The 22403-nt window shown below is 69.9% G+C and carries 22 protein-coding genes; 16 read left to right on the top strand and 6 right to left on the bottom strand.

Annotated features, from left to right (window positions below; all coding sequences use genetic code 11):
* Positions 1-12: 12 nt before the first annotated feature.
* Positions 13-1239 carry a methyltransferase, FxLD system gene (gene fxlM, locus J2S42_RS17960; RefSeq protein WP_307248829.1) on the bottom strand — a complete coding sequence of 409 codons (1227 nt, stop codon included), beginning with the start codon at positions 1237-1239 and terminating at the stop codon, positions 13-15.
* A 320-nt stretch (positions 1240-1559) separates the two neighbouring features.
* On the opposite strand from fxlM, the gene J2S42_RS17955 reads away from it, so the two are divergent.
* Positions 1560-2936: a helix-turn-helix domain-containing protein gene (locus J2S42_RS17955; protein WP_307240640.1), complete on the top strand. Its 1377-nt coding sequence runs from the start codon at positions 1560-1562 to the stop codon at positions 2934-2936.
* On the opposite strand, the gene J2S42_RS17950 is transcribed toward J2S42_RS17955, so the two are convergent.
* Positions 2933-3496, bottom strand: coding sequence for an NUDIX hydrolase (locus J2S42_RS17950; RefSeq protein WP_307240638.1), 564 nt, complete (start codon positions 3494-3496; stop codon positions 2933-2935). The two genes, J2S42_RS17955 and J2S42_RS17950, sit on opposite strands and share 4 nt — an antisense overlap.
* Positions 3497-3732: 236 nt before the next feature.
* Between J2S42_RS17950 and J2S42_RS17945 the strand changes: the two genes are divergently transcribed.
* From J2S42_RS17945 to J2S42_RS17880, 14 genes are all read left to right on the top strand, one after another.
* Entirely contained in the window at positions 3733-3990 is a 258-nt protein-coding gene (locus J2S42_RS17945; protein ID WP_307240636.1) for a hypothetical protein, read from the top strand.
* Positions 3991-4076: 86 nt separating this feature from the next.
* A complete protein-coding gene (locus tag J2S42_RS17940) occupies positions 4077-4724 on the top strand; it encodes a GOLPH3/VPS74 family protein (RefSeq protein WP_307240634.1) in 648 nt (215 codons plus the stop codon).
* Positions 4721-6286: an APC family permease gene (locus J2S42_RS17935; RefSeq protein ID WP_307240631.1), complete on the top strand. Its 1566-nt coding sequence runs from the start codon at positions 4721-4723 to the stop codon at positions 6284-6286. Before J2S42_RS17940 ends, J2S42_RS17935 begins: the two co-directional genes overlap by 4 nt.
* Positions 6283-6888 carry a GNAT family N-acetyltransferase gene (locus tag J2S42_RS17930; RefSeq protein ID WP_307240629.1) on the top strand — a complete coding sequence of 202 codons (606 nt, stop codon included), beginning with the start codon at positions 6283-6285 and terminating at the stop codon, positions 6886-6888. The genes J2S42_RS17935 and J2S42_RS17930 overlap by 4 nt, the downstream gene beginning before the upstream one ends.
* 122 nt (positions 6889-7010) lie before the next feature.
* Positions 7011-7793, top strand: coding sequence for an NADAR family protein (locus tag J2S42_RS17925; protein WP_307240627.1), 783 nt, complete (start codon positions 7011-7013; stop codon positions 7791-7793).
* A gap of 562 nt (positions 7794-8355) precedes the next feature.
* A complete protein-coding gene (locus J2S42_RS17920; RefSeq protein WP_307240625.1) occupies positions 8356-9012 on the top strand; it encodes a hypothetical protein in 657 nt (218 codons plus the stop codon).
* Positions 8987-9748 (top strand): SAM-dependent methyltransferase, encoded by a 762-nt coding sequence (locus J2S42_RS17915; protein ID WP_307240623.1) that lies wholly within the window; start codon positions 8987-8989, stop codon positions 9746-9748. The genes J2S42_RS17920 and J2S42_RS17915 overlap by 26 nt, the downstream gene beginning before the upstream one ends.
* Before the next feature lie 35 nt (positions 9749-9783).
* Complete coding sequence (locus tag J2S42_RS17910) at positions 9784-10785, top strand: HAD family hydrolase (RefSeq protein WP_307240621.1); 1002 nt, start codon at positions 9784-9786, stop codon at positions 10783-10785.
* 115 nt (positions 10786-10900) lie between these two features.
* Positions 10901-12205 carry a hypothetical protein gene (locus tag J2S42_RS17905; RefSeq protein WP_307240619.1) on the top strand — a complete coding sequence of 435 codons (1305 nt, stop codon included), beginning with the start codon at positions 10901-10903 and terminating at the stop codon, positions 12203-12205.
* 22 nt (positions 12206-12227) lie between these two features.
* A complete protein-coding gene (locus J2S42_RS17900) occupies positions 12228-14219 on the top strand; it encodes a hypothetical protein (RefSeq protein WP_307240617.1) in 1992 nt (663 codons plus the stop codon).
* A gap of 298 nt (positions 14220-14517) precedes the next feature.
* A complete protein-coding gene (locus tag J2S42_RS17895; protein ID WP_307240615.1) occupies positions 14518-14691 on the top strand; it encodes a hypothetical protein in 174 nt (57 codons plus the stop codon).
* A 251-nt stretch (positions 14692-14942) separates the two neighbouring features.
* On the top strand, positions 14943-15995 hold the full coding sequence (locus tag J2S42_RS17890; protein ID WP_307240614.1) for a CPBP family intramembrane glutamic endopeptidase: 1053 nt from the start codon (positions 14943-14945) through the stop codon (positions 15993-15995).
* Positions 15996-16077: 82 nt separating this feature from the next.
* Positions 16078-17343, top strand: coding sequence for a hypothetical protein (locus tag J2S42_RS17885; protein WP_307240612.1), 1266 nt, complete (start codon positions 16078-16080; stop codon positions 17341-17343).
* A 41-nt stretch (positions 17344-17384) separates the two neighbouring features.
* Positions 17385-18131 (top strand): hypothetical protein, encoded by a 747-nt coding sequence (locus J2S42_RS17880; RefSeq protein WP_307240610.1) that lies wholly within the window; start codon positions 17385-17387, stop codon positions 18129-18131.
* A 228-nt stretch (positions 18132-18359) separates the two neighbouring features.
* Here J2S42_RS17880 and J2S42_RS17875 read toward each other — a convergent pair whose 3' ends face one another.
* From J2S42_RS17875 to J2S42_RS17860, 4 genes are all read right to left on the bottom strand, one after another.
* Positions 18360-19403, bottom strand: a complete 1044-nt coding sequence (locus J2S42_RS17875; RefSeq protein WP_442320103.1) for a M23 family metallopeptidase — start codon at positions 19401-19403, stop codon at positions 18360-18362.
* A gap of 86 nt (positions 19404-19489) precedes the next feature.
* The gene (locus J2S42_RS17870; protein ID WP_307240606.1) at positions 19490-20722 is read right to left on the bottom strand and encodes an MAB_1171c family putative transporter; all 1233 of its coding nucleotides are present in this window, start codon (positions 20720-20722) and stop codon (positions 19490-19492) included.
* Positions 20719-21243, bottom strand: a complete 525-nt coding sequence (locus tag J2S42_RS17865) for a hypothetical protein (protein ID WP_307240604.1) — start codon at positions 21241-21243, stop codon at positions 20719-20721. Before J2S42_RS17865 ends, J2S42_RS17870 begins: the two co-directional genes overlap by 4 nt.
* Before the next feature lie 205 nt (positions 21244-21448).
* Positions 21449-21913, bottom strand: a complete 465-nt coding sequence (locus J2S42_RS17860) for a helix-turn-helix domain-containing protein (protein WP_307240602.1) — start codon at positions 21911-21913, stop codon at positions 21449-21451.
* Positions 21914-22100: 187 nt separating this feature from the next.
* Here J2S42_RS17860 and J2S42_RS17855 point away from each other — a divergent pair, with 187 nt between their 5' ends.
* Positions 22101-22403: a hypothetical protein gene (locus tag J2S42_RS17855; RefSeq protein WP_307240600.1), complete on the top strand. Its 303-nt coding sequence runs from the start codon at positions 22101-22103 to the stop codon at positions 22401-22403.

The raw sequence follows: 22403 nt of genomic DNA, 5'->3' as shown, positions 1-22403 counted from the left end.
TGGCTGCGGTGGCTAGCTCACCTCCGGCCAGGAGATCGTGAGCACGCCGTGCGTCTTCTCCAGCACGGCGACGTTGCCGGCAGCCTCACCCGGACCGCCGGATCCAGCCGGCCAGTACGCGAACGTGGGCGCCGGTCCGCGGCGGGCGTGCCGGTCCCACGCCCGGATCTGCGCGGCCATCGCCGCAGCGGCCTCCTCGCCGTGCGGCCCGTAGGCCCGCGCACCGAGTTCGGAACCGGAGCCGCCCGCGGCCGGCCGGAACGCGAAGTAGGCGAACGAGTTACCGCGCACGACCCCGAACGGGAACCAACCGCGCTCCGCCGAAAGCGCCGTGCCCTCCTCCGCGTGAAGCAGACAGAACCCGGGCAGGAAACCCGCCATCCACAGGTAGAGGTCCGCGAAGGACTCGCTGCCGGCCACTTCGACCTGCGACCACGCCTCGCTGCGCCCGGTCGCCAGCACACCGTCGAGCAAGCGCGGATCGTCGGGCACGCCGAGATCGAATCGCAGGCTCACGGCGCCGCCCTGCGGGTCAGGCAGCCGGAGGATCCTTTCGGGCCGGGCGCTGTCGCCCTGCATCGGTACGAACCCCGCCACCTCCGTGGACGTGCTTACGAGGCGATCACCGTCACGGCGGAACGCGATCGTGCGAGTCACCCCGTTCATCCGTAGCGGCACCACAATCACGCCCTCCGACGTGAGTTGCGACAGCCACGCCGGCAGAACGTCCCATACGCCGACCGTCACGATGATCGCGTCGAACATCTCCTCGCCTGGTACGACATGCGCGGCGTCGAGCTGCACCACCCGGACCCGGTCGCCATACCCGGTTTCGGCCAGTAGCGCCGTGGCGCGGGACGTGATGTCCGGGTCGATGTCAACGGTCACCACGGCGCCGTCAGCGCCGACCACCTCCGCCAGCAGCGCGGCGTTGTAGCCGCCGGAACCGACCTCAAGGACCCGCATACCTGCGGTAACGCCTGCCTGCTCGATCTCTCGGGCCTGGATGTACGTGGCGCTCACCGACGACAGATGCTCCCCGTGTTCGCCCGTCTTCGTGATCACAGACCTGTCGATCGCGTACACCACTTCTAAAGGAGTATCAGCTGGTACGAAGAGGTGGCGCGGTACGGTTCGGAATGCGTCCGCGACAGCGGGACTGACGATCAAGCCATCCGTAACCAGCTGGTCCACCAAGGCTGTACGAAGTTCGTAAGCTCGTTCGCTATCGCTTTGCATGCTTTGCGCCTGAGTCACTCGGCACTCCATTGTTGTAGCGTTCGTTTCCGCTCGCTGGCTAGCCGGGGCGTCGACCCTTCCAGCGTTCCGAACGCGATCAACCGAAACGATCATGATCGCGAGCGTGCGGCTTGCTGCGTTGGCTGAAAGCTTAAGGTAGATGCAGCCCGAGTTTCGCCGCCGTCCACTGTCAGCCTTGTCGGCTGACAGTGGACACGCCTCGTAGTTGAGTCGATCATTTCATGTAACGTTCGATGGGAGTGGCCGGATGTCCGGAAGGCCGGTCCCAGCGTGCCGCACTCTCGCTCGGGAGGAGAATCATGCCGAAGCGGATGACGTCAGCCGCTCTGAACTTCGGGAGCCGACTCAAGCAGTTGCGTGAAGAGGCAGGGATGTCGCTACGGCGATTGGGCAAGGAAGTCCACTGTTCTCACGGATTTCTTTGGGATCTTGAGAACGGGACCAAGCGCCCGAGTGCGGCGGTCGCCAGACTGCTCGATGATGTTCTGAAGGCGGGCGGCGAGCTTTCTGCTCTACTGGGCGAAGCGTCGGCTGATGTCAGCCGACGGACTGCGGTAGACAAATCTGAGACCATCGGAGTTCGGGTCGGGCTAGATTTTGTGCCCGAGTGGCAAGATGGAATAGAAAACGCTGTCGAACTTTGGCGAGGCGACTTGAATAGGCGTGGCTTCCTGCGAGCGGCATCTTTTGAGGCGGCAGTTTTTCTGTCACCTGCTATGAGGTGGCTTATGTCGCCACTAGATGAGCGACCGGCTGGTGGTGGGGAAATGCTAGTAGGTATGCCGGACGTTGAGACGGTCCAGCAGATCACTGCAACGTACAGACGGCTCGACAATCGTTTCGGCGGAGGTCATGTCCGTGAGGGAATCGTTCGCTTCCTGAGTGACGAAGTCGCCGTGCGTATTGGCGGTAAATATGACATCAGTACGGGACGACAACTACTGTCTGCGGCTGCGGAAGCGACGCAACTTGCGGCATGGTCATCCTACGATGCTGGAATGCATGGCCTCGCGCAGCGATACATGATCCAGGCACTAAGGCTTGCGGCGGGAGCGGGTGACCGAGCGCTGGGCGCCGAAATTTTGGCAGCGATGAGCCATCAAGCGGCATATAACGGTGCTCACGTTGAGGCCGTCGACCTGGCCCGAGCGGCGGGTCGAGCGGCAGTTGAGGCCGGCGTCGCTGCAATTCAAGCAGAATCAGCGGTTCTTGAAGCCCAGGGCTATGCGGTTGGTGGCGACAGCGCGTCATGCGCGTCGGCACTGAGTAGGGCTGAGGTTATATTCGATAAGGCTGACCGGGCCAGCGATCCGCAATGGATTGGTTATTTCGACGAAGCGTATCTCGCGGCCAAATTCGGGCAGTGTTTCGCGGCGCTTGGTCGTGGCGAAATCGCACAACGCTTCGCCGCTCGTTCACTAGACATGGATGGTGGTGAGTACGCGCGCGGTCGGCAGTTCAATCTTGCGTTGTCGGCAATTGCTCATGCTCAAGTCGGGGAAATTGAACAGTCTGCGCATATCGGCATGCAGGCAGCGGACGCCGCAGATGGGCTCACTTCGATGCGGTCACGAGACTACCTGCTGGATATTGCCAATAAGCTCTCAAAACACGTCGGCCTTCCCTCGGTTCGGGACTACATGGAGCGGGTTCGCCCGATCGTCGAGCGGCTCTAGAGTTTGCCTGATGCTTGCAATAGAAGGGTCGCAAGGAGGCCGGACACCGATCCGGCTCCAATAATAGATCCAGATGCGATGAGGTCTTGTATGTCTGCGAGTCTGATCCAGGCGACTTTTTCGGCCTCGTTCTCATCCAGTGGCCCGCCGGTGTAATCCGCACCACGAGCTAGATAAATCGTATTTAGCTGATCAATGGTTCCAATCATGGGCTGGAAATCGATCAGCTTCTCCAGGCTCCGTGGTCGCCATCCGGTTTCTTCCTCGACTTCACGCATGGCGCAATCAATGGCACTTTCGGCCGGATCGAGATACCCGCCAGGAAGCTCCCACACCCATCGATTGGCGATGAAGCGGTGGCGCCAGAGCATCAATACGCGATCATCGTCGTCAAGGATGACGACCATTGCAGCGTTCGGTACCCGTAGAACGTATTGCTCAAATCGAACGCCGTCTGGGAGTTCCACGTCGGCAACGCTTAAGATGGAGCGCCGGCTGTCGTCCACGACGCGCTCGCCGTGAATGGTCCACTCGCTAGCGCGCTTTGGCTGCGTACTCATGGGCAAACCCTAGCTTGGCAGCCGACAGACCGACACTGCGGTGCTGGTCGGCCGACAAGCGGCTGACAGCGGATGTCTTTGCCTGCGGTACTGAGATTGCCACGCTATTGACCGCAGGTTAAGGCGCAGGGAGAAACTGGCCCTGCCGGAGGGCCGAGCTATCCGGCTTCGGGCTCTAACCCTCGCCTGCTCAAGCGTCTCCGATGCCCGGAATGTAACAAGCGCGGAGGGTTGCCATGCCGGCGCCGACCATCAGCCCTGCGGATCGCAAGGCACCAGAAGTTCGACCATCGATCTCGTACGAACGAGACCAGAAAGTGTGGGTCTTCCAGCGCAGATGGCTCCCCGGGGCGGTCGAAGCCGCCTCCACCGGGTCTGTTCGCGTGCGCCACCTCGTCGGAGCGAGCGCGACCGGTGTTGATGACTTCATTGCGGACCGCGTCATGCACCGAACTGCGGAAGAGGCCATCGACCCACAGCTGGAGACGGCATGAGCCGGCCATACGGACGCCATGCCGGGCAGCAAGCTGACGGAACACCTCGCGTAGCGAGCTCTTCGAGCGCTCGTGATCAGCCAACGGTGCTGATCCCTGCCGTTGGCAGTCGAGGTGCCCACAAGCAGGCCGCCGTCGACTTCTGGTGGCTCGCGCATCGGGACGGTACCGGCGCCTCAGTGCTTCACCGATCGATCACCTCGATCGGCTTGGCTGCGGCGCTGCTGTGGGACATGCGGGACCAGTTGTTCATTACCGCTGACGGGATCGCGGTCATCGACGAACGGGTGTCCGCCGAGCCGACGGAACAAGGGCTCTTAAGCCGTCTGGTGGCCGAGGGCACTGCTCACCCGCCGGGTACGTGGCTCGACGTCGTCGCTGCGGACGGGATTTATGACCAGACCGCACGGCGCCTGATCAATGCCGGCCAGGTCAAAGCGGTCGGCTGGCCCCGGAAGCGGTACCCGTACGTGGGCGCGGACCCGACCAGAGCAGCCTGGCCCGCCGGGCGACTGATGAGCAGCTTCCGCCTCCACGGGCAGTTCGAGGACGACGACCTGATCCTGGTCGCGCTTGTCCTCGCCTGTGGTCTGGACGAGTACGTGTTCTACGACGATCACGCGCAGGCCGTCGCCCAAGCCCGCCGCGAGGTACGCCGCGGCGATCAGGTCCTGCAAACCCTGTACGTGTGCACCGAGGCCGCGGTCGCGAAGGCCGTCACGGTCCGTCGGTGACGGCCACCACCATCCCCTCTCGCATTCTCTTGATGTCTGGAGTCACACGTATGCGTACGCATAGCAAACGGCCGGTCAGTGTGGCGGACACGCTTGCCGGTGCCCGGCTAGGGATAGCCGACCTGGTGGTGATGGTGACCTCGGCCGCCGCGCCGATGACGGTCATCGCTGCCGGTGCCACGTTGCAGTGGGCGGTCACCGGTCAGCTCGGTATCCCGATCGCGTACCTGGCGGTCGCGGCGATCTTGACCGTGTTCGCGGTAGGCCTGGTCGACATGAGTAGCCACATCACCAACGCGGGCGCCTTCTATGCCTACATCACTCACGGTCTCGGCAGACACCTCGGCGTTGGTGGTTCCTTCATCGCGGTGCTGGCCTATAACGCCATGGCGGTCGGCATGCTCGGTGGTGCTGGCGCGATCGCCTCATCCTGGCTGGCCGACCAGTTCGACGTGTCTGTGCCGTGGTGGATCTGCGGGCTGAGCTTCTGGGCGCTGGTGACGCTGTTCGGCGTGTTGAGAATCGACCTGAACGGCCGTTTCCTGCTGTTCCTGCTCGGCGGGGAAATTCTTGTCGCGGCGGGTCTGGCCGCGGTCCACGTCGCGCATCCGGCGGGTGGGGTGCTGACGTTCGACGCGCTGAATCCCTGGTCATTGTTTACCGGCAGCGGTGCGGTGCTGATGGTCATCGGTGTCACCGGGTTCGTCGGTTTCGAGCAGACGGTGGTCTACGCCGAGGAGGCCAAGCGCCCGGAACGCACCGTCCGGCAGGCGACGTTTCTGTCGTTGGCGCTGATCGGCGGCCTGTACGCGTTCGCGTCTTGGGCGATGTCGGTGGCCGCAGGCCCGGACAACATCGTTGCGATGGCCACCGAGCACGGCACCGAACTCACCTTCGTCCTGGCCGGCCCGTACATCCCGGCGTTCGTCAACATCCTTGGGCACATCCTGTTCGTGACGTCGCTGCTGGCCGGCTACCTCGCCTTCCACAACACCGCGGCCCGCTACCACTACTCCCTCGGCCGTGAAGGCGTCCTGCCCAGCTGGCTCGGCCGGATCAGCGCCCGCACCGGTGCCCCGATGGCCGGCTCGTGGCTGCAGTCCGCGATCGGGTTCAGCGTCGTCATGCTGTACGCGGCCATGAGCTGGGATCCCGAGCTTTACCTGTTCTTCTGGGGCACGTGCATCGGCGGGCTTGGCGTGCTCATCCTGATGACGCTCACGTCTGCGGCGATCCCCGCCTACACCTGGATCCGGCGCCGTAGCGGTGAAGCAGCCAGCCTCCTGCGCGGCGTCGTCGCACCGCTGGTCGCGCTGGTCCCGCTGACCTGGATTCTCGTGCAGACCATGCTCAACATCCACATCATGCTCGGCCTCGAACCGGGGGATCCACTCACCTGGGCGGCGCCGGTCGCGTTCCTGAGCGCGGCCGTACTCGGTGTGGTGTGGGCGACGGTGCTGCGCCGGGCGCGGCCCGAGGTGTACTACCGGATCGGCCGCGGCATCCGCGTCGACTCCCATCTCGCCCAGCCCGTCGGCCTGGCGGTCGGGAGCGCGCGATGAGCGCCAGCGCCGCGCCGGCGATCCGCAGTGTCGGTGCCGCCGAACTCCGGTCGGTGACCGCTGTGCTGGTCGACGCGCTGCTGGACGGCGACCTGGCACCGTGGCTGGCGGCGGACCGGGTCAGACGGTCCACGATCTACCCCGGTTACCTCGGGATGCTCGCAGAGCCGCTGTTGGAGCATGGTTCCGCGAACATGATCGGCAACGATGCGGTCGCCCTTTGGATCCGGGTCGAGGAATTGCTGCCGCCGGAGCCACGTGACTACGAGACGCGGTTGCGGCAGATGTGTGGTCCGCAGGTGCAGCGGTTCGCAGACCTCGACTCGGCGATCATCCGTAACCACCCGACCATGCGCCCGCACGCCTACCTCGCCTTCCTTGCCGTCACACCGTCCGCGCAGGGGCAAGGGCTCGGCTCGGCGTTGCTGGATCACGTGCACGAGCACCTCGACGCGATCGGACTCCCGGCCTATCTCGAAGCGACTGGCTCGCGGAACCGGCAGCTGTATCTACGGCACGGCTTCGAGGACTACGGCGATCCGTTCCCAGTCGGGCTCGGCGGACCGTTCCTGTACCCGATGTGGCGGGATCCGCGCACGTAAGACACCCCAATTTCGCTGGTCAGATAACCGTCTGGCCAGCGCCAATAGCCGGGCGGTGTGCCGGCGCATCCCCCGCGAGCCTTTCGGCATACCGCCCGCCCGACACGAAGACGAGGACCGCCGTGCCATCCACCGACGTACAACGCGGCCCGGACGAGCCGCTGGAGATCCGCCGCATCTACGGCCCGTACGGGATCTTCACCTCCGGCGCCCGGCGCCCGGTCGTGTTCGCCGGCGAGGACTACCTCACTGCGGCACACGCCATCACGGCCGCGAAGGTCACCGATCCCGCGCTCGCCGCACGGATCCGGATGGCTCCCAATCCGCGTGAGGCGAGGAAACTCGCCCGGCCATCGACGGTGCGCCCCGACTGGCCGCAGACCGGCCGCGACGTGATCCGCCGGGTGCATCGGGCGAGGATGATCCAGCATCCCGGGCTCGCCGCGACGCTGCGCGCCACTGGCCGGCGCCCCCTGCTCGTCACCGATGCCATCACCGACGGTAACGAAGTCGGGCAGGCGCTCGAAGAAGTGCGCGACGAACTCGGCAAACCCGCAGACCCGGCCATCGCACGCGCGCAGACGCTGATCCCGGACCCGATACGCGACTGGCGGTGGGTGCTGTTCGGCACCGACCTCGTGGTCGCGATGCGCACCTGCAGCGTCACCATGCCGGCCAGCACCGCGTTCAAGCTGCTGCGCCGCATCGCCGAGACCACGCTGCCGGTCATTCACCACCCGCCGGACCTCACCCGCTGGCGAGTCCCTGGTGCCGCGGTCCTGCTGCACCACCCCGGCCAGCCGGCACCGGACAGCAGTACCCACCTGGCCACGCTCGTGCCGACGGCCGAGGTCACCTACGTGCACTGGCCGGACATCACCCCCGTCTCGCCGGACGGGCGCTGACCGGCACCGGTGCCGGGCTGCCCGCCGGCCCCCCCGATCATCTCGGCGAGGCAGCCCCACAGGGGTGGTGCGCCCCGTCAGACCCCCGGGCGGCGGGCGCACCACCCCGCCCCTGCCCGTTGCGCGTCGATAGGGAATTCCCGTGCGCCGCCCTTCCGCCTGCCTTGGCCGGATCACGGTGCTGGCTGCGACCGCTCGCCTGGCGCCGTCCGCGCCGGTGACGGCGGGCAGACCGCTTGGCGAGCCGATTACCGGGACACCGGCTCGCCGCCCTCGGGGCAGAGCCGACGCGGACCAGCCGCCGCACCGGCTCTGCCCCACCCCGCCTCACGTGCACAACCACAGACTCAAGGAGGACATCGTCGTGCCGCGCACCCGCCTTGCCGACGCCCGCGATCGCGGCACGGCCGGCACCGCGACGCGTGTTCCGGCGCCCGTCCCCGCCACGACGAGCGATCACCCCCACGCTCGCCGTGCCAGCCACCCACCCTGCGCCCTGCGTCGATCTCACCCCTCGCTGTCCGATCGCCCCGACCGGGGCCATCCACCGAGGGAGCCTGCCATGCCCGACCCCGGCACCGTCCCGATCCGCTCGAGCACCGCCGACGAACCCGCCATCGTCACGTTGCTGTCGGCGACCCTGCGTGGCGACCCCGTCCTGGCATGGCTGCACCCAGACGCCAGCGCCCAGCAGCTCGCCGACGCCGCCACGGCCGCCGCCCGGCAAGCGATCACCGAAGCACGCTCCCGAGGCACGATCGACATCGCCTACCTCGGCCCCGGCCGGGTGGACGGGGTCGCCGTGTGGTCCGACCACACCGAGGCAGCGGCCACTACCCCGGCCCTGCTCCGTCCGGCCGACGGGATCACACCCGCGCTGGCCCGTGCGGCCGGGCTCGGGCTGCTGCTCGATGTCGAGCATCCCGTCGGCCGGCACCACGACCTGCTGCACCTGGTGCTCGCCCCCACGCTCGCTGGCCGGGCAGGGGTGGTGCCGCGGCTGCTGGGCGTACACCATGACCGGCTCGACGCCGCCGACCTGGCCGCCTACGCGGTCGTGCACCGCGCGGCCGGACGCAACATGCTCCTGGCGCGGGGCTGGCAGGAACTGCGTCTGCTGAGCCCTGCCGATGAGGTCGGCGCCGCATGCCGGCCAGCGTGGGCGCTGCGCCGCGTGCCGGGACGCCGCGATCGTGCCGGCCACGAGCCGGGTGCGTGACCGGATGCTCTACGACATCGTGCCCGCGGCCGGCGCACCGACCATGGCGGCGCCCTCCATTCCAAGCGCGCAACGGGATACGCGCCGGTTCGACGGCGGCGCGACGCTGGCGTCCGCGATCGACGGGTGGATCGAGTGCGCCGTGCTCCTGGCCGGCCGCGGTCTGCAGATCCGGCAGTTCCTCCACATCGACGCGGGCCGGCCGGCCGCGCCCGCCGTGCACAACCTCGCCGACGTCGTCGTGCGCGACCCGCGGGTCGTCTACACCGACCACGATCCTCGCGTCGCCGCCGCCGGAGCCCGGCAGCTTCCCGCCGGCGGCTGCGGCCGGGTGCGGTTCCTGCACGTCGACCTGACCACGGCTGGCTCGAGTGCGCTCGACGATGTCCGTGCCGTCCTCGACCCGCGTCAGCCGGTCGCGGTGATCGTCCCCCCGCGCGCCGGGCAGCGCGGCCCGCAAGGGTATGAGGCGGTGCGGAAACTGGTCGCCGGGCTACCGGCCGGGTCGCTGCTGGCGCTGGCGGCCGCGACCGCCGATGCGATGCCCCGTGCCGAGCGGCGTGCGCGGGAGGCTGTGGGGGCGTCGCCGCACTGGTACTCGTACGCGCAGGTTGAGCGGCTGTTCGACGGCCTCGATCTGCTTCCGCCCGGTGTGCTGCCCGTACGGCGCTGGACGAGCACCCACCACGCCACGCAGATGCCGCTGGCCTGGGCCGCTCTCGGACGTCGGCCATGAACCATCCCCGAATCCGCCGTCACCGCGGGAAGCCGGTGACGGCCGACGCGATCCTGCGCTGGCAGCAGACGCGTGCGTGGATGTCGATGTGGTGGTGGCTCGCGGTCGAGAAGGTGCTGCCGCCGGCGGTCTCTCGCCGGGTCGGCCCGGCCGCCACGGTCCGCCGCGAATACCTGACGCTGCTACGCGCCGCCCAGCAGGCCGGCGTGCGGACCGGTGGCGGTCATGTGGTGGTCGTCGACCTTGACGACACGCTCATTCACGACGTGCCTGCCGCCCGGCTGGCCGTCAGCTTCACCCTTGCCGGGCTCGGCCTGCCCGCCGATGCGATGTCGACCAGCATCGTGCTGGAGCACGCTCAGCGGGCGTGGAGCGCACATCCGCACCGCCGCACCGGGGCGCTGACCTACGTCAGCTCATGGGAGGCGCTGTGGCTGCCGGCCACGGCCGGTCTGCTGGAGCCGGTCGCGGCGTCCCTGAGCGGGCATGACGAGCGGGTCTGGTCGGTGGCGCTGACCGCGTTGCGCGCCGATGCGCGCCTCGCGCCGGAAGCGGCAGCAAGCTTCCGGCGGATCCGTGCCGGGCTACTGCGGCCGCTTCCCGGCGTACGGGAGTTCCTTGACACCCTGCGCGGAGCCGGTCACGTGGTGTGGCTGGCGACCAACGGCCTGGCCGCGCACCAATACCGCAAGATCGACGCCGCGGGGTTGCGCGGCTACTTCGACGCCATCTTCGTCTCCGAGGTGGTCGGCGCACCGAAATCGGATCCGGGGTTCGCGGCAGCACTGACCGCGGCACTCGACGCCACACGGCGGCGGGTGTGCATGGTCGTCGGCGACAGCGCGGTCCACGACCTCGGGCTCGCGGCACACGGCGGCTGGCCGGCGGTGCACCTGTGCACTGCCACGCCCTGCCCCGACCGGTCCGGCGCAGGCGAGGTCGTGCACACCTCAACGCTGGACCTGGCGCTGGACTACTGCCGCTGCCCGGACCCGGCGGTGGCGCTCGCGCCCGGTGAACGAGGCACGACGCGATGACCCGGCTGCTGCACGCCGCCCGCCCCGGGCACCGGCCGCCGGGCACGGCGCAGGCCCGGCACGCGCGATACCAGGGGCCGAAGGCACGGCCGGCCGGGTGCGGGAGGTGGCGCCGGTGATGGCGGATCTCGCGCTGCCCGGATACGAAGGGCTGGACCGGGAGACCGCGCGGTGCTTCCGGCTGCTGGTCTGTCACCCCGGCCCGGACCTGTCCGTGGACGCCGCCGCCGCGATCGTGGGCTGCACCCCGCGCACCGCCGCCCGGCGATGCGCGCAGCTCGTGGCGGCGGGCCTGGCCGCCGCTGCCCCGGCCGGGGACGGTATGCCTGCCCGCTATGGCGTGCCCGCCGAGATCGGTCAGCAGGCGTGCGCTATTGCCGACACCGCGGCTGACCGGGACGAGCTTCGGGCGCGGCTCGCGCAGTGGTACCTCGCTGGCGCCCATACCGCCGACACGGTCCTCACCCCGTGGCGGCGCCGCGACCGGATCCGGATCACCGGCCTGCCCGCCGATGTTGTCCGGCTGCCGAGCTACGACGCGGCCCTGGAATGGCTGGAGGCCGAACAGGACAGCCTCGCCGCCGTCGTCACCGGCCTCGCCGGCCGGCAGCCGCTGCTGGCCTGGCAGATCGCTGACGCCATGTGGCCGCTGTACCTGCTGCGCGGGACGCCCGTGCTGCGGCGTCGGCTGGAGCAGACCGCGCTGGACTGCGCGGAACAGCTCGCAGACCCGAGGCGGATCGCGCAGGCGCTGCTGCGCTACGGCGAGACCCTGCACGCGCAGGGCGAGCAGACCCAGGCGCTCGCGCTGCTGCGCGCCAGCCGGGACGCCGCCACCCGCAGCCACGACATGTGGGGCATCGCCGCGGCCACCGAGGCGATGGCGATGACCGCGAACAGCATGGGCGCGCACGACGAGGCGTACTACCTGCTCACACCCCAGCGCCTGGTGTTCAGGTCCCTGCACGATCTGCGCCGGGCCGCGCTGACCGAGCTGCACCTCGCGGCGGTCCACCGCGCGCGCGGCGAACTCGACCAGGCTCTCGCCGCGCTTACCGCCGCCGAGACGCTGCTGGACGCCCCGGGCACGCCAGCCGATCCGTACGCGCGGGCGCTGGTCCAGATCGCGCACGGCGAGATCCTCATCGCGCGCGGAGACCACGACACGGCGCGGGAGCTGCTGGTAGGCGCGCTGGTCACGACGACGACTCTGCACGCGCTGTCCGGGCAGGCACAGGCCCTGCGCCACCTGGGCGAGCTCGCTCTTGCCCAAGGCGACACCGCGCTGGCCCTGACCCGGCTGCACGCCGCCGTACGGCTGTTCACCGCGCACGGAAGCCACCACGAGGCCGGCGCCGTCAACGCGCTGATCGCCGCCGCGTCCCGGACCCGGCGGCATCCGACCAGACGAAGGGACTGACGTAGACCACATGTGTAGACATATGCCGCGGCAACTGCCCCGGACCGCCGCGGACTGGGTCGACCGCGAGCACCTGCTGACGGCGCTGGACGGGTTCGCCGACGGTGAGCGGCACTCGTCACCGCTGGTGGGCTTGGTCGGGATGGGCGGCATCGGCAAGACCGCGTTGGCCGTGCGCTGGGCGCACCACGCCGCAGATCGGTTCCCGGACGGGCAGATCTTCGTCCGTCTCGGCGCGCACGACCCCGCGGGCCCTCGCACGCCCGGGGACGCGTTGAGCGCGATGCTGCGCGCCGTCGGCGTTCCCGACGGCCGGATCCCGGCCAGGGTGGACGAGCAGGCGGGGTTGTGGCGCACGATCACCGCCGACCGGCGGATCCTGCTGCTGCTGCTGGATAACGCGGCCGGCCCGGACCAGATCGAGCCGCTGATCCCCGCCGGGCCGGCCAGCCTCGTGCTGATTACCATCCGCGACCGGCGCCCCGGGCTCATCACCACCGGCGTCCGGCTTCTGGCCGTCCCGCCGCTACCGGACGACGCGGCCGCCCTGCTGCTGCACCAGGTCGCTGGCGCGCACGCCCACCACGCCGCCACCGGGCGGCTGCTGGACTTCTGCGCGGGCCTGCCGCTCGCGCTCACCGTCACCGGCGCCGGCCTCGCCACCCTCCCGCGCGACGCCACCACCACCTTTACCACCGTCCACCACGGGCACGCCGACGTGCTCGCCGACCAGAAAGACGCGATCATGAACGCGTTCGCCGCCAGCTATGCCGGCCTGCCCGAAGGCGCCCGTATCTGCTACCAGGCCCTCGGCCTGCATCCCGGCCCGGACGTCGGGCTGCCGGTCATCGCCGCCGCTCTCGACACCTCACTGCTTGTCGCGGAACGGCATCTGCGGCGGCTGGTCCAGGCGAGCCTGGTCGAGGAGGAACCGGCCGGCCGGTACCGGATGCACGACCAGATCCGCCGGCACGCCGTCGTCCAGGCCGGCCGCGACCCCCAGCAGCGGCACCAGTTGCTCGGCCGGATCAGCGAGTGGTACCTCGCCGCGGTCCGGGCCGCCGACGCCGTCGCGACGCCGTACCGGGAGCCGTACGCGGCGGAGTTCGTCCACTTCTCGCCCGAGCACGAGGTGGAGTTTCCCGACCCGGCGGCGGCGCTGGAGTGGCTGGAGATCGAGCGGGAGAACCTCCTCGCACTCGCGGAGGTCCGGGCGGCGGACGATCCGCGGCTGGTGTGGCTGCTCATCGACTCGATGTGGGCGTTGTTCATCTTCCGGCGTCGGCACGACGACCGTGCGCACGCCGACGCGCTCGCCCTGGACTGCGCGCAGCGCGTCAAGAACCCGACCTGGATCGCGCACGCTTGGCGGCGGCTGGCCTGGAACTGCTACGACCTCGGCAACCTCGACGGCGCCGCCGCAGCCTTCGCCAACGCCGTGGACGCGGCCGCCGACATCACCGACGACAACACCCGCGTGTTCGGCACCGCCACCGCCCGTGAAGGCCTCGCCGCGGTCGCGCAGGCCTACGGCGATTACGCCCGCGCCCTGGAGCTGATCGAAGCCCAGCGCGGCCAGTACCTCGCCCGAGGCGACTTTCGCCGGGAAGGGCTGTCCGCGCTCAACCACGCGATCGCGCTGATCGGCGCCGGCCGGCCCGAGGAAGCGCTGCCCGTGCTCGACGACGCCCGGCACCTGTTTTTTCGCACCGCGGGTACTGATCCCTTCAACACCGCCCGGATCGGTCTCGAGTACGGGCGCGCGCTGACCGGTCTCGGCCGCCACGACGCCGCCCAGACCTGGCTGGACGCCGCGCTGCAGGAGATGACCGCCCTCGACCGTCCCCGCGGCCGCGCCCTCGCCCAGCACTACCTGGGCGAGCTCGCCCAGGCACGCGGCGACCGCGACGGCGCCCGCACCCGGCTGGAAATCGCCGCCGCGCTCTACGGCGATCTCGGCGACCACGAGGAGCACACCGTCCGCACCGCGCTCGCCACCCTCGACGACGCCTGACCGACCGGGCCATCCGCCTGCCCACCCGGCCGGACCCGGTCGTGCTGATTGGACATCTCCCCTCATGTTTTCCCCTGCGACGGCAGGCACCCGCCTGCTGATCACGGTGCTGACCTCGGCCGGCATACAGTGCGCCGCCATACCGCCGGACCCCGATCCCGCTTTGCCGGTGCCGCGGACCGTGGTGTTCTCCACCGTGCGCGTGCCTACGGCGGCCACCCGACCGGAGGCGACCGGTGCTTCCTGGCCGGCGTCACGCGTGCCGTGTTGGCCCGCCGGCGCCGTGCGGTCCAGCTGGATGCACCAGCGCGTGCGCCTGGCCGCCGTCGTGCTCTCCGCGGACTCGCCGATCTCCGTGCTGTGGCACGCCGTCCGGGCGCCGGCCGCGACGGCAACGACCGCCGCGGTCAGCCCGCTGGTGCTGTCCTGCCTACTGCCTCCCACCGCCGGGCTGCGACTCCACCCACGGTGAGACCGGCCCGGACCGGCTGCCTGTCGCCACCACCCCGACAGCCCGACGCCCGCCGGTCCTGCTGACCAGCGATGTGACCATCCCGCACCGCCTCGCACGGCGCGTGCAACCACTCACCCGTCACCCGGGAACTCCCGGGTGCCCCTTCAGGAGTCACACCCCTCATCATGATCGACAACGACGTCGTCTCCGCGCCTTCGCCCGGCGTATCTGCGCCCGCCGGGTCTCGGCGCGCTACCACCCGGCTCGGAATGGACCTGCTACGGCCGTATCTGTTCGCGCCCGCGAGCCCGTTCCGGCACTTTCCCGGAGTGATGCTGATGCCGTATCACCGGATCAGCTTCCCGGTGCGGTGGTGGCGCACGCTCGCCGCGACCGCGGCGATCGCCGCCGTCTACCTCGCCGTCCCGCGCCTGCTCCGCCTGGTCGTCCGCGCGCTGCCCGAGCAGCAGATCCCGGTCCTCGGCGGCGGGACCGCGATGGCGGTCAGCTTGTGCGCGATCGCCATGCTCGCCCCCGCAGTGCTGCTGGCCGCGCGGTTCATCGAGCGGCGCCGGCCGGGAAACGTGTCCTCGGTCGCCGGCCGGTTACGGTGGCCGTGGCTCGGCCTCTGCCTGGCCGCCGCGCTCGCCTCGCAGATCGTGCTCTTTATCGAGCTGATCGTGCTGGCGCTGATCTTCCCGCCCGACGTGCCGGCCGGTGCCGAGCCCGCGCTGCCGCACCGTGCCGAGCCGTGGACGTATGTGCTGGCCGGGGGCCTGATCATCCTGGTCCTGACCGTGTTCCAGTCCGCGGCCGAGGAGTACCTGACGCGCGGCTGGCTGCTGCAAGCGGTCAGATTCCTGTCCCCGTGGCCGGGCATCGTCGTCCAGGCGATCATCTGGACCGCGCTGCACGGCACCGGCCCCGGACCGGGCAGCGCAGGGCTGCTCGTCTATGGGCTGCTGATCGGCTGGCTGACCGTCCACACGGGCGGACTCGAAGCCGCGATCGTCAAGCACGTCGTGCACAACTGCACCCTGCTTACCCTGCAAATCCTCATCGGCGGGCTGACACCGCTGGACCCCTCACTGTCCGCGGCCGACGCCGGCAACTGGATCGCGCCCACCGCATGGATCACATCCACCGTCTTCTACGTGGCGGTCGTCGCCATGATGACCCATGCCCTCCACCAGTGGCGCGATCACAGCGGCCCGCCGGCCTGGGCGCCGCCCGAACCCGCCGCCGCCACACGGCGGCCCGGCGCTGACGCGGAAACCCCGCCCGCTGACGCTTCCCCTCACGCGAGCCAGCCCGCCAGCTGATCCCGATCCGCACCTCCATACCGCTGTCCGACACCTCCGCCAGCGCGCCGCCTTCGGTCTCCCACCATTTTCGAGGAATGCCATGACCGGCTGTTTTGCCGACCGGTACCACACCCTGCCCGCCCCGCTGCGCGCCTGCGCGCGGGCGTTCGCCGCCCACCCCGGCCCTGAGCCGACCCTGCCGGTGCTAGCCGCCGCGCTCGCCACCACCGACCACGTCGCCGCCGCACACATCGACCAGCTCGTGCGGGCCGACCTCGTACGCCCTGCGCCCGGCAGCAGATGGCGGATATACAGCCAGGCCCGCACCCGCGCCGCTACGGACCTCGCCGCCGACCCCACGCAGCAGCTGTTCACCGCACGGATCAACGAGTGGTATCTGGCCCGCGCCCGTGCCGCCAGCACGGCCGCCGCCCCGTACCGGACCCCGCCCCCGGCGGCCCTGACCCACTGCGGCCCGGACGCGATCGAGTTCGCTACGCCTGGTGCGGCGCTGGACTGGCTCGACGCCGAGCGGGTCAACCTGCTCACGCTCGCTGGCACCCGCAGCACCGACGACCCGCACATGGTGTGGGCGCTGCTGGACGCGATCCGGCCGCTGTTCGAGGCCCGCGGTTTCCCCGACGACCGGCGCGACGCCGACGCACTCGCCCTCGACTGCGCCGAACGGGTCGGCGACCCGGCCTGGCTCAGCCACGCCTGGCGCCGTTACGGCTGGCGCGCCTTCGACTTCGGCAATCACCCGCATGCCGCAGACGCGTTCAAGCAGGCGATCAAGGCCGCCGCCGGCATCCCCCACGACCGTACGCGGGTGATCGCCACCGCCTCTGCTAGCGAGGGCCTGGCCATGCTTGAACAGGCCGAGAACAATGTCACTCACGCGCTGCAGCTGCTGCGGGTCAACCGCGGCGTGTACGCGGCGCACGGTGACTACCGCAGTGAGGGCCTGTCCGCGCTCAACCGCGCCGTCACGCTGATCAACGCCCGCCAGCCGGGCGAGGCGCTGGACGCCCTCGCCGCCGCCAGCGACATGCTGGCCCGCGCCGGCACCGACCCCTACCGCGCCGCCCTGGTCGGGGTAGAGACTGGCCGTGCCCTGGCCGAGCTCGGCGATCACACCCATGCCCGGATCGTGCTCGTCACCGCCCTGCGTGAGATGACGAAACTCGACCGTCCGCGCGGCCGCGCTCTGGCCCTGCACTACCTGGGCGACCTCGCCATCACCTGCGACGACCTGGACCAGGCCCGCGCTTTCTTGCACGAGGCCGCCGACATCTACGCCGGCTTGTGCGACCGCGCGGAGACCGCCGTGCAGTTCCTGCTCGACGACATCTCCGCCGGGGCCTGACCCGGCCGCATCCCGCCACCACCCCGCTCACGCTGCCGGTCGTGCCCACACCGGTGACCGGCAGCGCATTCCGTCCGGAGATCACACGCGTGCCCATCCCGCATCAGCAATATTCGCCCGCGCCACCGGCCGCCGGACGCCGCGGTGCAGCCGCCGAGCCATGGCTCCTTCTGGCCGGCGCGGTGGCCGGAGGGTGCATCGCGGCCGCGGTCTTGCACACCACGGCCCGCCGCTCGCCGGCTCACGTCCCGGCCCGCACTGGCACCGCGCTCCACGTTCCGGTGACAGGAGACAGCGCGCCTGCCCCTGCGGTGCTGCGGCTGGCGTGGATCACGCCGCGGCTCGTCGCCGCCCGGGCGCTCAGCGCGCGTCCGGAGCTCAAAGCCGCCGTGCTCGGCGGCTTCGTCGCGGCCGCGCTAACCGCTGCGGTGCCTCTCATGATGCTGCAGGGCCTACCCACCCAGCCGGGTACCCGCGTACTCACCGCCGGGTGGACGATGCTGATCGGCTGGACGATGTGGCACCTCAAAGCCGTCATGCAGGCCACCGTGAACACCCGAACCGGCTTCCTCGCCGACGCCATACCGGCCGAGGACCTGATGCGCCGGACGATCGAGATCGCCGGTGACCTGGAGCGGCAGCTGGAGGAAGCGGTCACCGAGACCGCACACCTGTCGCAGGCCAACGCAAAGAAGTTCGCCAGGTACAACCGTGCACAGGACTTCTTCGGGCTCTCGATCCTCGCGGCTGCCGCCGCCTTCAACGCCACCTTGGCCGGTGGCTGGTGACCGCCTCCAGCCCGGCGCCGCGGCCAGCTGCGCGCGCATCGCGACGCCCCGTGCCACCCGGCGCGGCGCTGTATACGACCGCGGCGGCTGCGGCGATGGGCGACAGGATCGTGGTGACCGCATCACCGCTGGCCACCGCCCCAGTGACCCTGGATCCGGTCGCTGTCGCCGTCGTCGCCGCAGCGGGTCTGCTGCCCGCCATCGCGCTCCAGCCGCTCGGTCGGTCACTCAGAGTTCGACACCGACGGATCGCATGAACGGCACGGGGTCGACTGCTGATTGTGACGAGCGGTCGCTGTTGAGGTGGATCTCGAAGTGCAGGTGAGGGCCGGAGGAGTTCCCGCTGCTGCCCATGAGACCGATCGGCTGGCCCGCGGTGACGTGTTGGCCGGCGGTGACGTTGGGGCGGGTGAGCATGTGGCAGTAGCGGGTGATGATGCCGCCTGCATGTTGGATGTCGGTGTACCAGCCGCAGCCGATGAGGCCGGGGTAGCCGTCTTGATTGCAGCCGTGGCTGGCGGGGACGATGTTGCAGGTGACGACGAGGACGGTACCGGCGGAAGCGGCGACGATGACGGTGCCGCGGGCCCCGGAGAGGTCGACGCCGTCGTGGTCGGGCCGGCTGTCGGTGCGGAAACCCGAGCCGACCGGCGCGTTGACCGGCCGGACCCATTCGCCGGTAACGGCCGGGGCGCAGGTGGTGTCCCGGCCGAGCCCGGCGGCGAGGCTCGCGGCCAGGTCGGTGGCGAGAGCTTCCCACTGCGCGTAAGCGTCCGGGTAGGCGCTGCGCTGGACGCGCTGGGCGGCGACGGTGACCGGTAGCGTCTGCCAGTTCTCGATGGTGATGAGTTTGTCGTAGAACTTGTTCGTCGCGTAGACCGGGTCGAGGATCTGCGCGGGTGTGCCCCATCCGGAGCTGGGGCGTTGCTGGAACAGGCCGAGGCTGTCGTGGTCGACGGCGACGGCGAGGTTGTAGAGCTTCGACTCCTGCATGGCCGTGGCGAGCGCGATGACGCCAGCCCGGTGGGGCAGGTTCCGCTCGGCCCCGACTGTGTAGATGATCTTCGCGTTGGCCAGCTGGGTGCCGGTGAGATCCGCGAGGCTGATCGGCGATCCGCCGGTGCTGGCCGAATCGGATGGCGTGATGACGCACGCGGCGGCCTGTGGGTCGAGTACGCCGGCGCCGGAGCTGGCGACGGCGATGCCGAGGGCCGCGATCATCGGCAGGGACGCGGCCGCGACGACGAGCCGTTTTATGATCGCGCCCGCCATATCGCCTCCCGCATCCATCCGCTGTTCGCTGTAGCGAACAGGCTGGCGTGGCGGGACTCTACGGGATGATCATGCTCGGCTGTCAACTACAGCGAACGGCGCTGGGTGGGGATGCGCGGTGTGGCGCGCCGCTGTGAGGCGTGGGCGGTAGCGGTGCGGCGGGTGGCGGGGCGGAGGTAGGCGGCGCTGACGGTGCGCAGCCAGGCAGCCTCGGTGTCAGGGTCGTGGCCACCGGGCGGGACGTAGTCCGGGCGGGGTGCCGGGGCGCGGCCGAGGTGGTGGGTGTGCAGGGCGAGGCGGATGAACGCGGCTTCGGTCGCCGCGGCGCGGCGGCGAGGGCAGCCGATGGTGGCGAACGCCGCGGTGAGGCGTCGACGGGTGTCGTCGTCGACATGCCCGCGCAGGTGCAGGGTGGCGTCGCGGATCTCGATCGTGCGGCGGATGAGCCGGTAGCGCAGGGCGTGCCGGTCGGTGAGGTCGTCGAGCAGCGACGGGCGCTCGCCGAACACGACGTCCGGGTGGGCTTTGGTCAGCGCCGCCCAGAGCGGCCGGAGCTGGAGGAGGGTGAGCCATTGCCGGGCGGTGCCGAGTGCGGCGGGGATCGCGGGGACGCCGTGACCGGCGGCGATGAGCAGGATCGCGACGGCTTCGAGGGGGTCGAGCAGGGCGAGGACGGTGGTGTCGCCGAGGCCGAGGCCGAGGCCGGGTGCGGTGAGCCGGTAGAGCAGATAGCTGTCGACGCTGGTGGCGTAGGCGATGCCGGTGATGCCGCCGGCCGCATTGAGGGCGAATCCGGTGCGGATCCAGGGCGGTGCGGTGCGGCGGGAGGTGATGAGGGCGCCGGCGTGGAGGGTGCCGATGGCGCCCATGGCGAAGCCGAGGTGCGTGGTGAACAGCACCAGATACAGCGTCGGCAGGACCTGGCCGGGTGCCCGGTCGATGAACAGGCCTTCGGGTGGTGGAGGGATTTGGAAGAAGAGCACGGTGAGGGCGAGGACGGTGATCGCGGCGATCAGCAGCCAGATGTCCAGGCGGGGCAGGCGGATGCGGACGGTTTCGCGCAGGTCGGTGACGAACTCGAACGCCCCGGTCGCGGCGAGCACCGTGAAGGCGTGGCCGACTAGCACGGACGTGCCGGGCCAGCCGGTGTGCTGGTCGATGAGTCCGGCGACAGTGGGCGTGCGGGCGCTGACCGCGATCGCCATCGCGGTGAACGCCAGCCACAGGATCCGCCGCCGCCGGTCATGTGCCGCACCCGGCAGCCGGACCAGCACCGCGGCCCAGAGGAAGACCAGGACGACGGCGTCGAGGGCGTTCATGTGACCCGCTCGTCCGGCAGGCCGAGCGTGTCGGCAAGCCGGTGCGTCAGCACGTGCTCACCGACCGGCTGACGCGGCTGTACCGGCAGCGGGTAGGCGAGGTTGAGGATCATGCCGGCCAACGTCTCGGCTTCCTGCTCGTGCACCGTGTCGTAGCTCTGCCGGGCGAGGAGGGCGTCGATGGTGGTCGGGTCGAGGCTCGGTGCGAGCGCGGAGACGAGATCGGTCAGCACGCCATGGTGGCCGAGGAGTAGGTGAGAGACCTCGTGGCAGCCGATCACGGTCCGGTGCCAGGCGCTGGTGGCCTGCTCGACGAAGATGTGATCGGCGGTCCTCGTGCGCAGGGTCGCACCGTAGGGGTGTGCCGGGGTGAGTGGCTTCGGCAGCGGATGGACATACAGCGGCCGGTCACGCGTGTGAGCCACGTGCGCGCAGAAGACGTCGAAGTCGAACGGCTGAGGGATGTCGAGGTCCGCGAGGACGCGTGCGCACCGCCGCCGTATCCGGTTGTCGTGCCGCATCCCCGTGAGTGCTCCTGCCACGCGTCCCGGCGGTCTGCGACCGGCCGCCGGGAGATTTCGCCACGTTTCATCCGCGATCGAGTCCGATCGCGCGGGGCAGCCTAAAACGCGCCGAACCGGGCGGCCAAGCGAAATAGGGTGCGCTGTGAAATCTTCGACGTTGCACCCGAACAGCAACCCTGACCTGCTACAACGCGCAGCCTGATCACGCTTCAGGCGGCGACCCGAGCCCTTCGGCCTTACGCGCCATCTCGATCATCTGCAGGATCGTCGCCTTGCTCGCGTCCGACAGCCCGTGCGCGCGCAGCGCGATATCCCGCACGCCCGCGTCGCGCAGCGCGGTCACGAACCGCGTGTCCTCATCGCGCCCATCGGCGCCGGGTTCCGGGCCGGTGAAGTAGCCGATCTCGACGTTGAAGAAGTCGGCGAGCAGCTTCAGCCGGCGCGCGGACGGCTCGCGGCGCTCGCCTTTGCGCAGCTGCCAGATGTAGTTGCCGGATATGGCCTTCTCGCCGGCGGCGGCGTTGATCGCCTCAGAGACCTCGCGGTAGCTGTACTCCTGGCCGTCCGGGCGCTTCTTTTCGGCGAACAGCTTGTTCAGGCGCGCGGCGAGTAAGCCGCGGGCGCCGTCGTCCGGCGATGCGGCGGCGCCGTCCGGCTGCCCGTTCATCGCTGTGAGCTTGCCGTTTCGCTGCAGCGAACGCAAACAGGCGCGACAACATTTTTGTTCGCCACAGTTGACAGGAAAGTGATCAAGGAACGTACGCTGTCGACCCACAGCGTTCGCTGTAGCGAAAACCGCAGGTGGCGTGCCGTTTCGGGTAGGTCTGCTGCGCCTTGATCGCGAGGTGTTCCCCATGATCCTTCTGCCTGAATTGGTCGCGCTGGTCCCGCTGGACGTGCCGAACCCCGCCCCGATCGACCCGACCGGCGGCGCACAGGGGGTCGAGCTGCTGTTCGCCTACCTGAAGTGGGGCGTGCTCGGTATCTGCGGCGCGATCGCGCTCGCCTCGGCCGGCTACATGGCCTGGGGTGCGCTGTCGCACCGGCCGGAGGAGAACCAGAAAGGCAAGCGCGCGTTCCTGATATCCGGCGCCGCGACCGTCGCGGCGGCGATCGCGATCCCGATGGTCAACAACGTCTTCAGCGCGGTCGGCTGA

This window comes from Catenuloplanes indicus (genome assembly GCF_030813715.1).
Classification (GTDB): Bacteria; Actinomycetota; Actinomycetes; order Mycobacteriales; family Micromonosporaceae; genus Catenuloplanes; species Catenuloplanes indicus.
This window is presented reverse-complemented; position numbering and strand designations above follow the sequence as displayed.

Excerpts from the sequence above, each read along its gene's own strand:
- J2S42_RS17875 (WP_442320103.1), bottom strand. The coding sequence starts at position 19,403 with ATGGCGGGCGCGATCATAAAACGGCTCGTCGTCGCGGCCGCGTCCCTG.
- J2S42_RS17890 (WP_307240614.1), top strand. The coding sequence starts at position 14,943 with ATGGACCTGCTACGGCCGTATCTGTTCGCGCCCGCGAGCCCGTTCCGG.
- J2S42_RS17900 (WP_307240617.1), top strand. The coding sequence starts at position 12,228 with ATGCCGCGGCAACTGCCCCGGACCGCCGCGGACTGGGTCGACCGCGAG.
- J2S42_RS17860 (WP_307240602.1), bottom strand. The coding sequence starts at position 21,913 with ATGAACGGGCAGCCGGACGGCGCCGCCGCATCGCCGGACGACGGCGCC.
- J2S42_RS17920 (WP_307240625.1), top strand. The coding sequence starts at position 8,356 with ATGCCCGACCCCGGCACCGTCCCGATCCGCTCGAGCACCGCCGACGAA.
- J2S42_RS17895 (WP_307240615.1), top strand. The coding sequence starts at position 14,518 with ATGCACCAGCGCGTGCGCCTGGCCGCCGTCGTGCTCTCCGCGGACTCG.
- J2S42_RS17870 (WP_307240606.1), bottom strand. The coding sequence starts at position 20,722 with ATGAACGCCCTCGACGCCGTCGTCCTGGTCTTCCTCTGGGCCGCGGTG.
- J2S42_RS17865 (WP_307240604.1), bottom strand. The coding sequence starts at position 21,243 with ATGCGGCACGACAACCGGATACGGCGGCGGTGCGCACGCGTCCTCGCG.
- fxlM (WP_307248829.1), bottom strand. The coding sequence starts at position 1,239 with ATGCAAAGCGATAGCGAACGAGCTTACGAACTTCGTACAGCCTTGGTG.
- J2S42_RS17950 (WP_307240638.1), bottom strand. The coding sequence starts at position 3,496 with ATGAGTACGCAGCCAAAGCGCGCTAGCGAGTGGACCATTCACGGCGAG.
- J2S42_RS17945 (WP_307240636.1), top strand. The coding sequence starts at position 3,733 with ATGCCGGCGCCGACCATCAGCCCTGCGGATCGCAAGGCACCAGAAGTT.
- J2S42_RS17885 (WP_307240612.1), top strand. The coding sequence starts at position 16,078 with ATGACCGGCTGTTTTGCCGACCGGTACCACACCCTGCCCGCCCCGCTG.
- J2S42_RS17955 (WP_307240640.1), top strand. The coding sequence starts at position 1,560 with ATGCCGAAGCGGATGACGTCAGCCGCTCTGAACTTCGGGAGCCGACTC.
- J2S42_RS17930 (WP_307240629.1), top strand. The coding sequence starts at position 6,283 with ATGAGCGCCAGCGCCGCGCCGGCGATCCGCAGTGTCGGTGCCGCCGAA.
- J2S42_RS17855 (WP_307240600.1), top strand. The coding sequence starts at position 22,101 with ATGATCCTTCTGCCTGAATTGGTCGCGCTGGTCCCGCTGGACGTGCCG.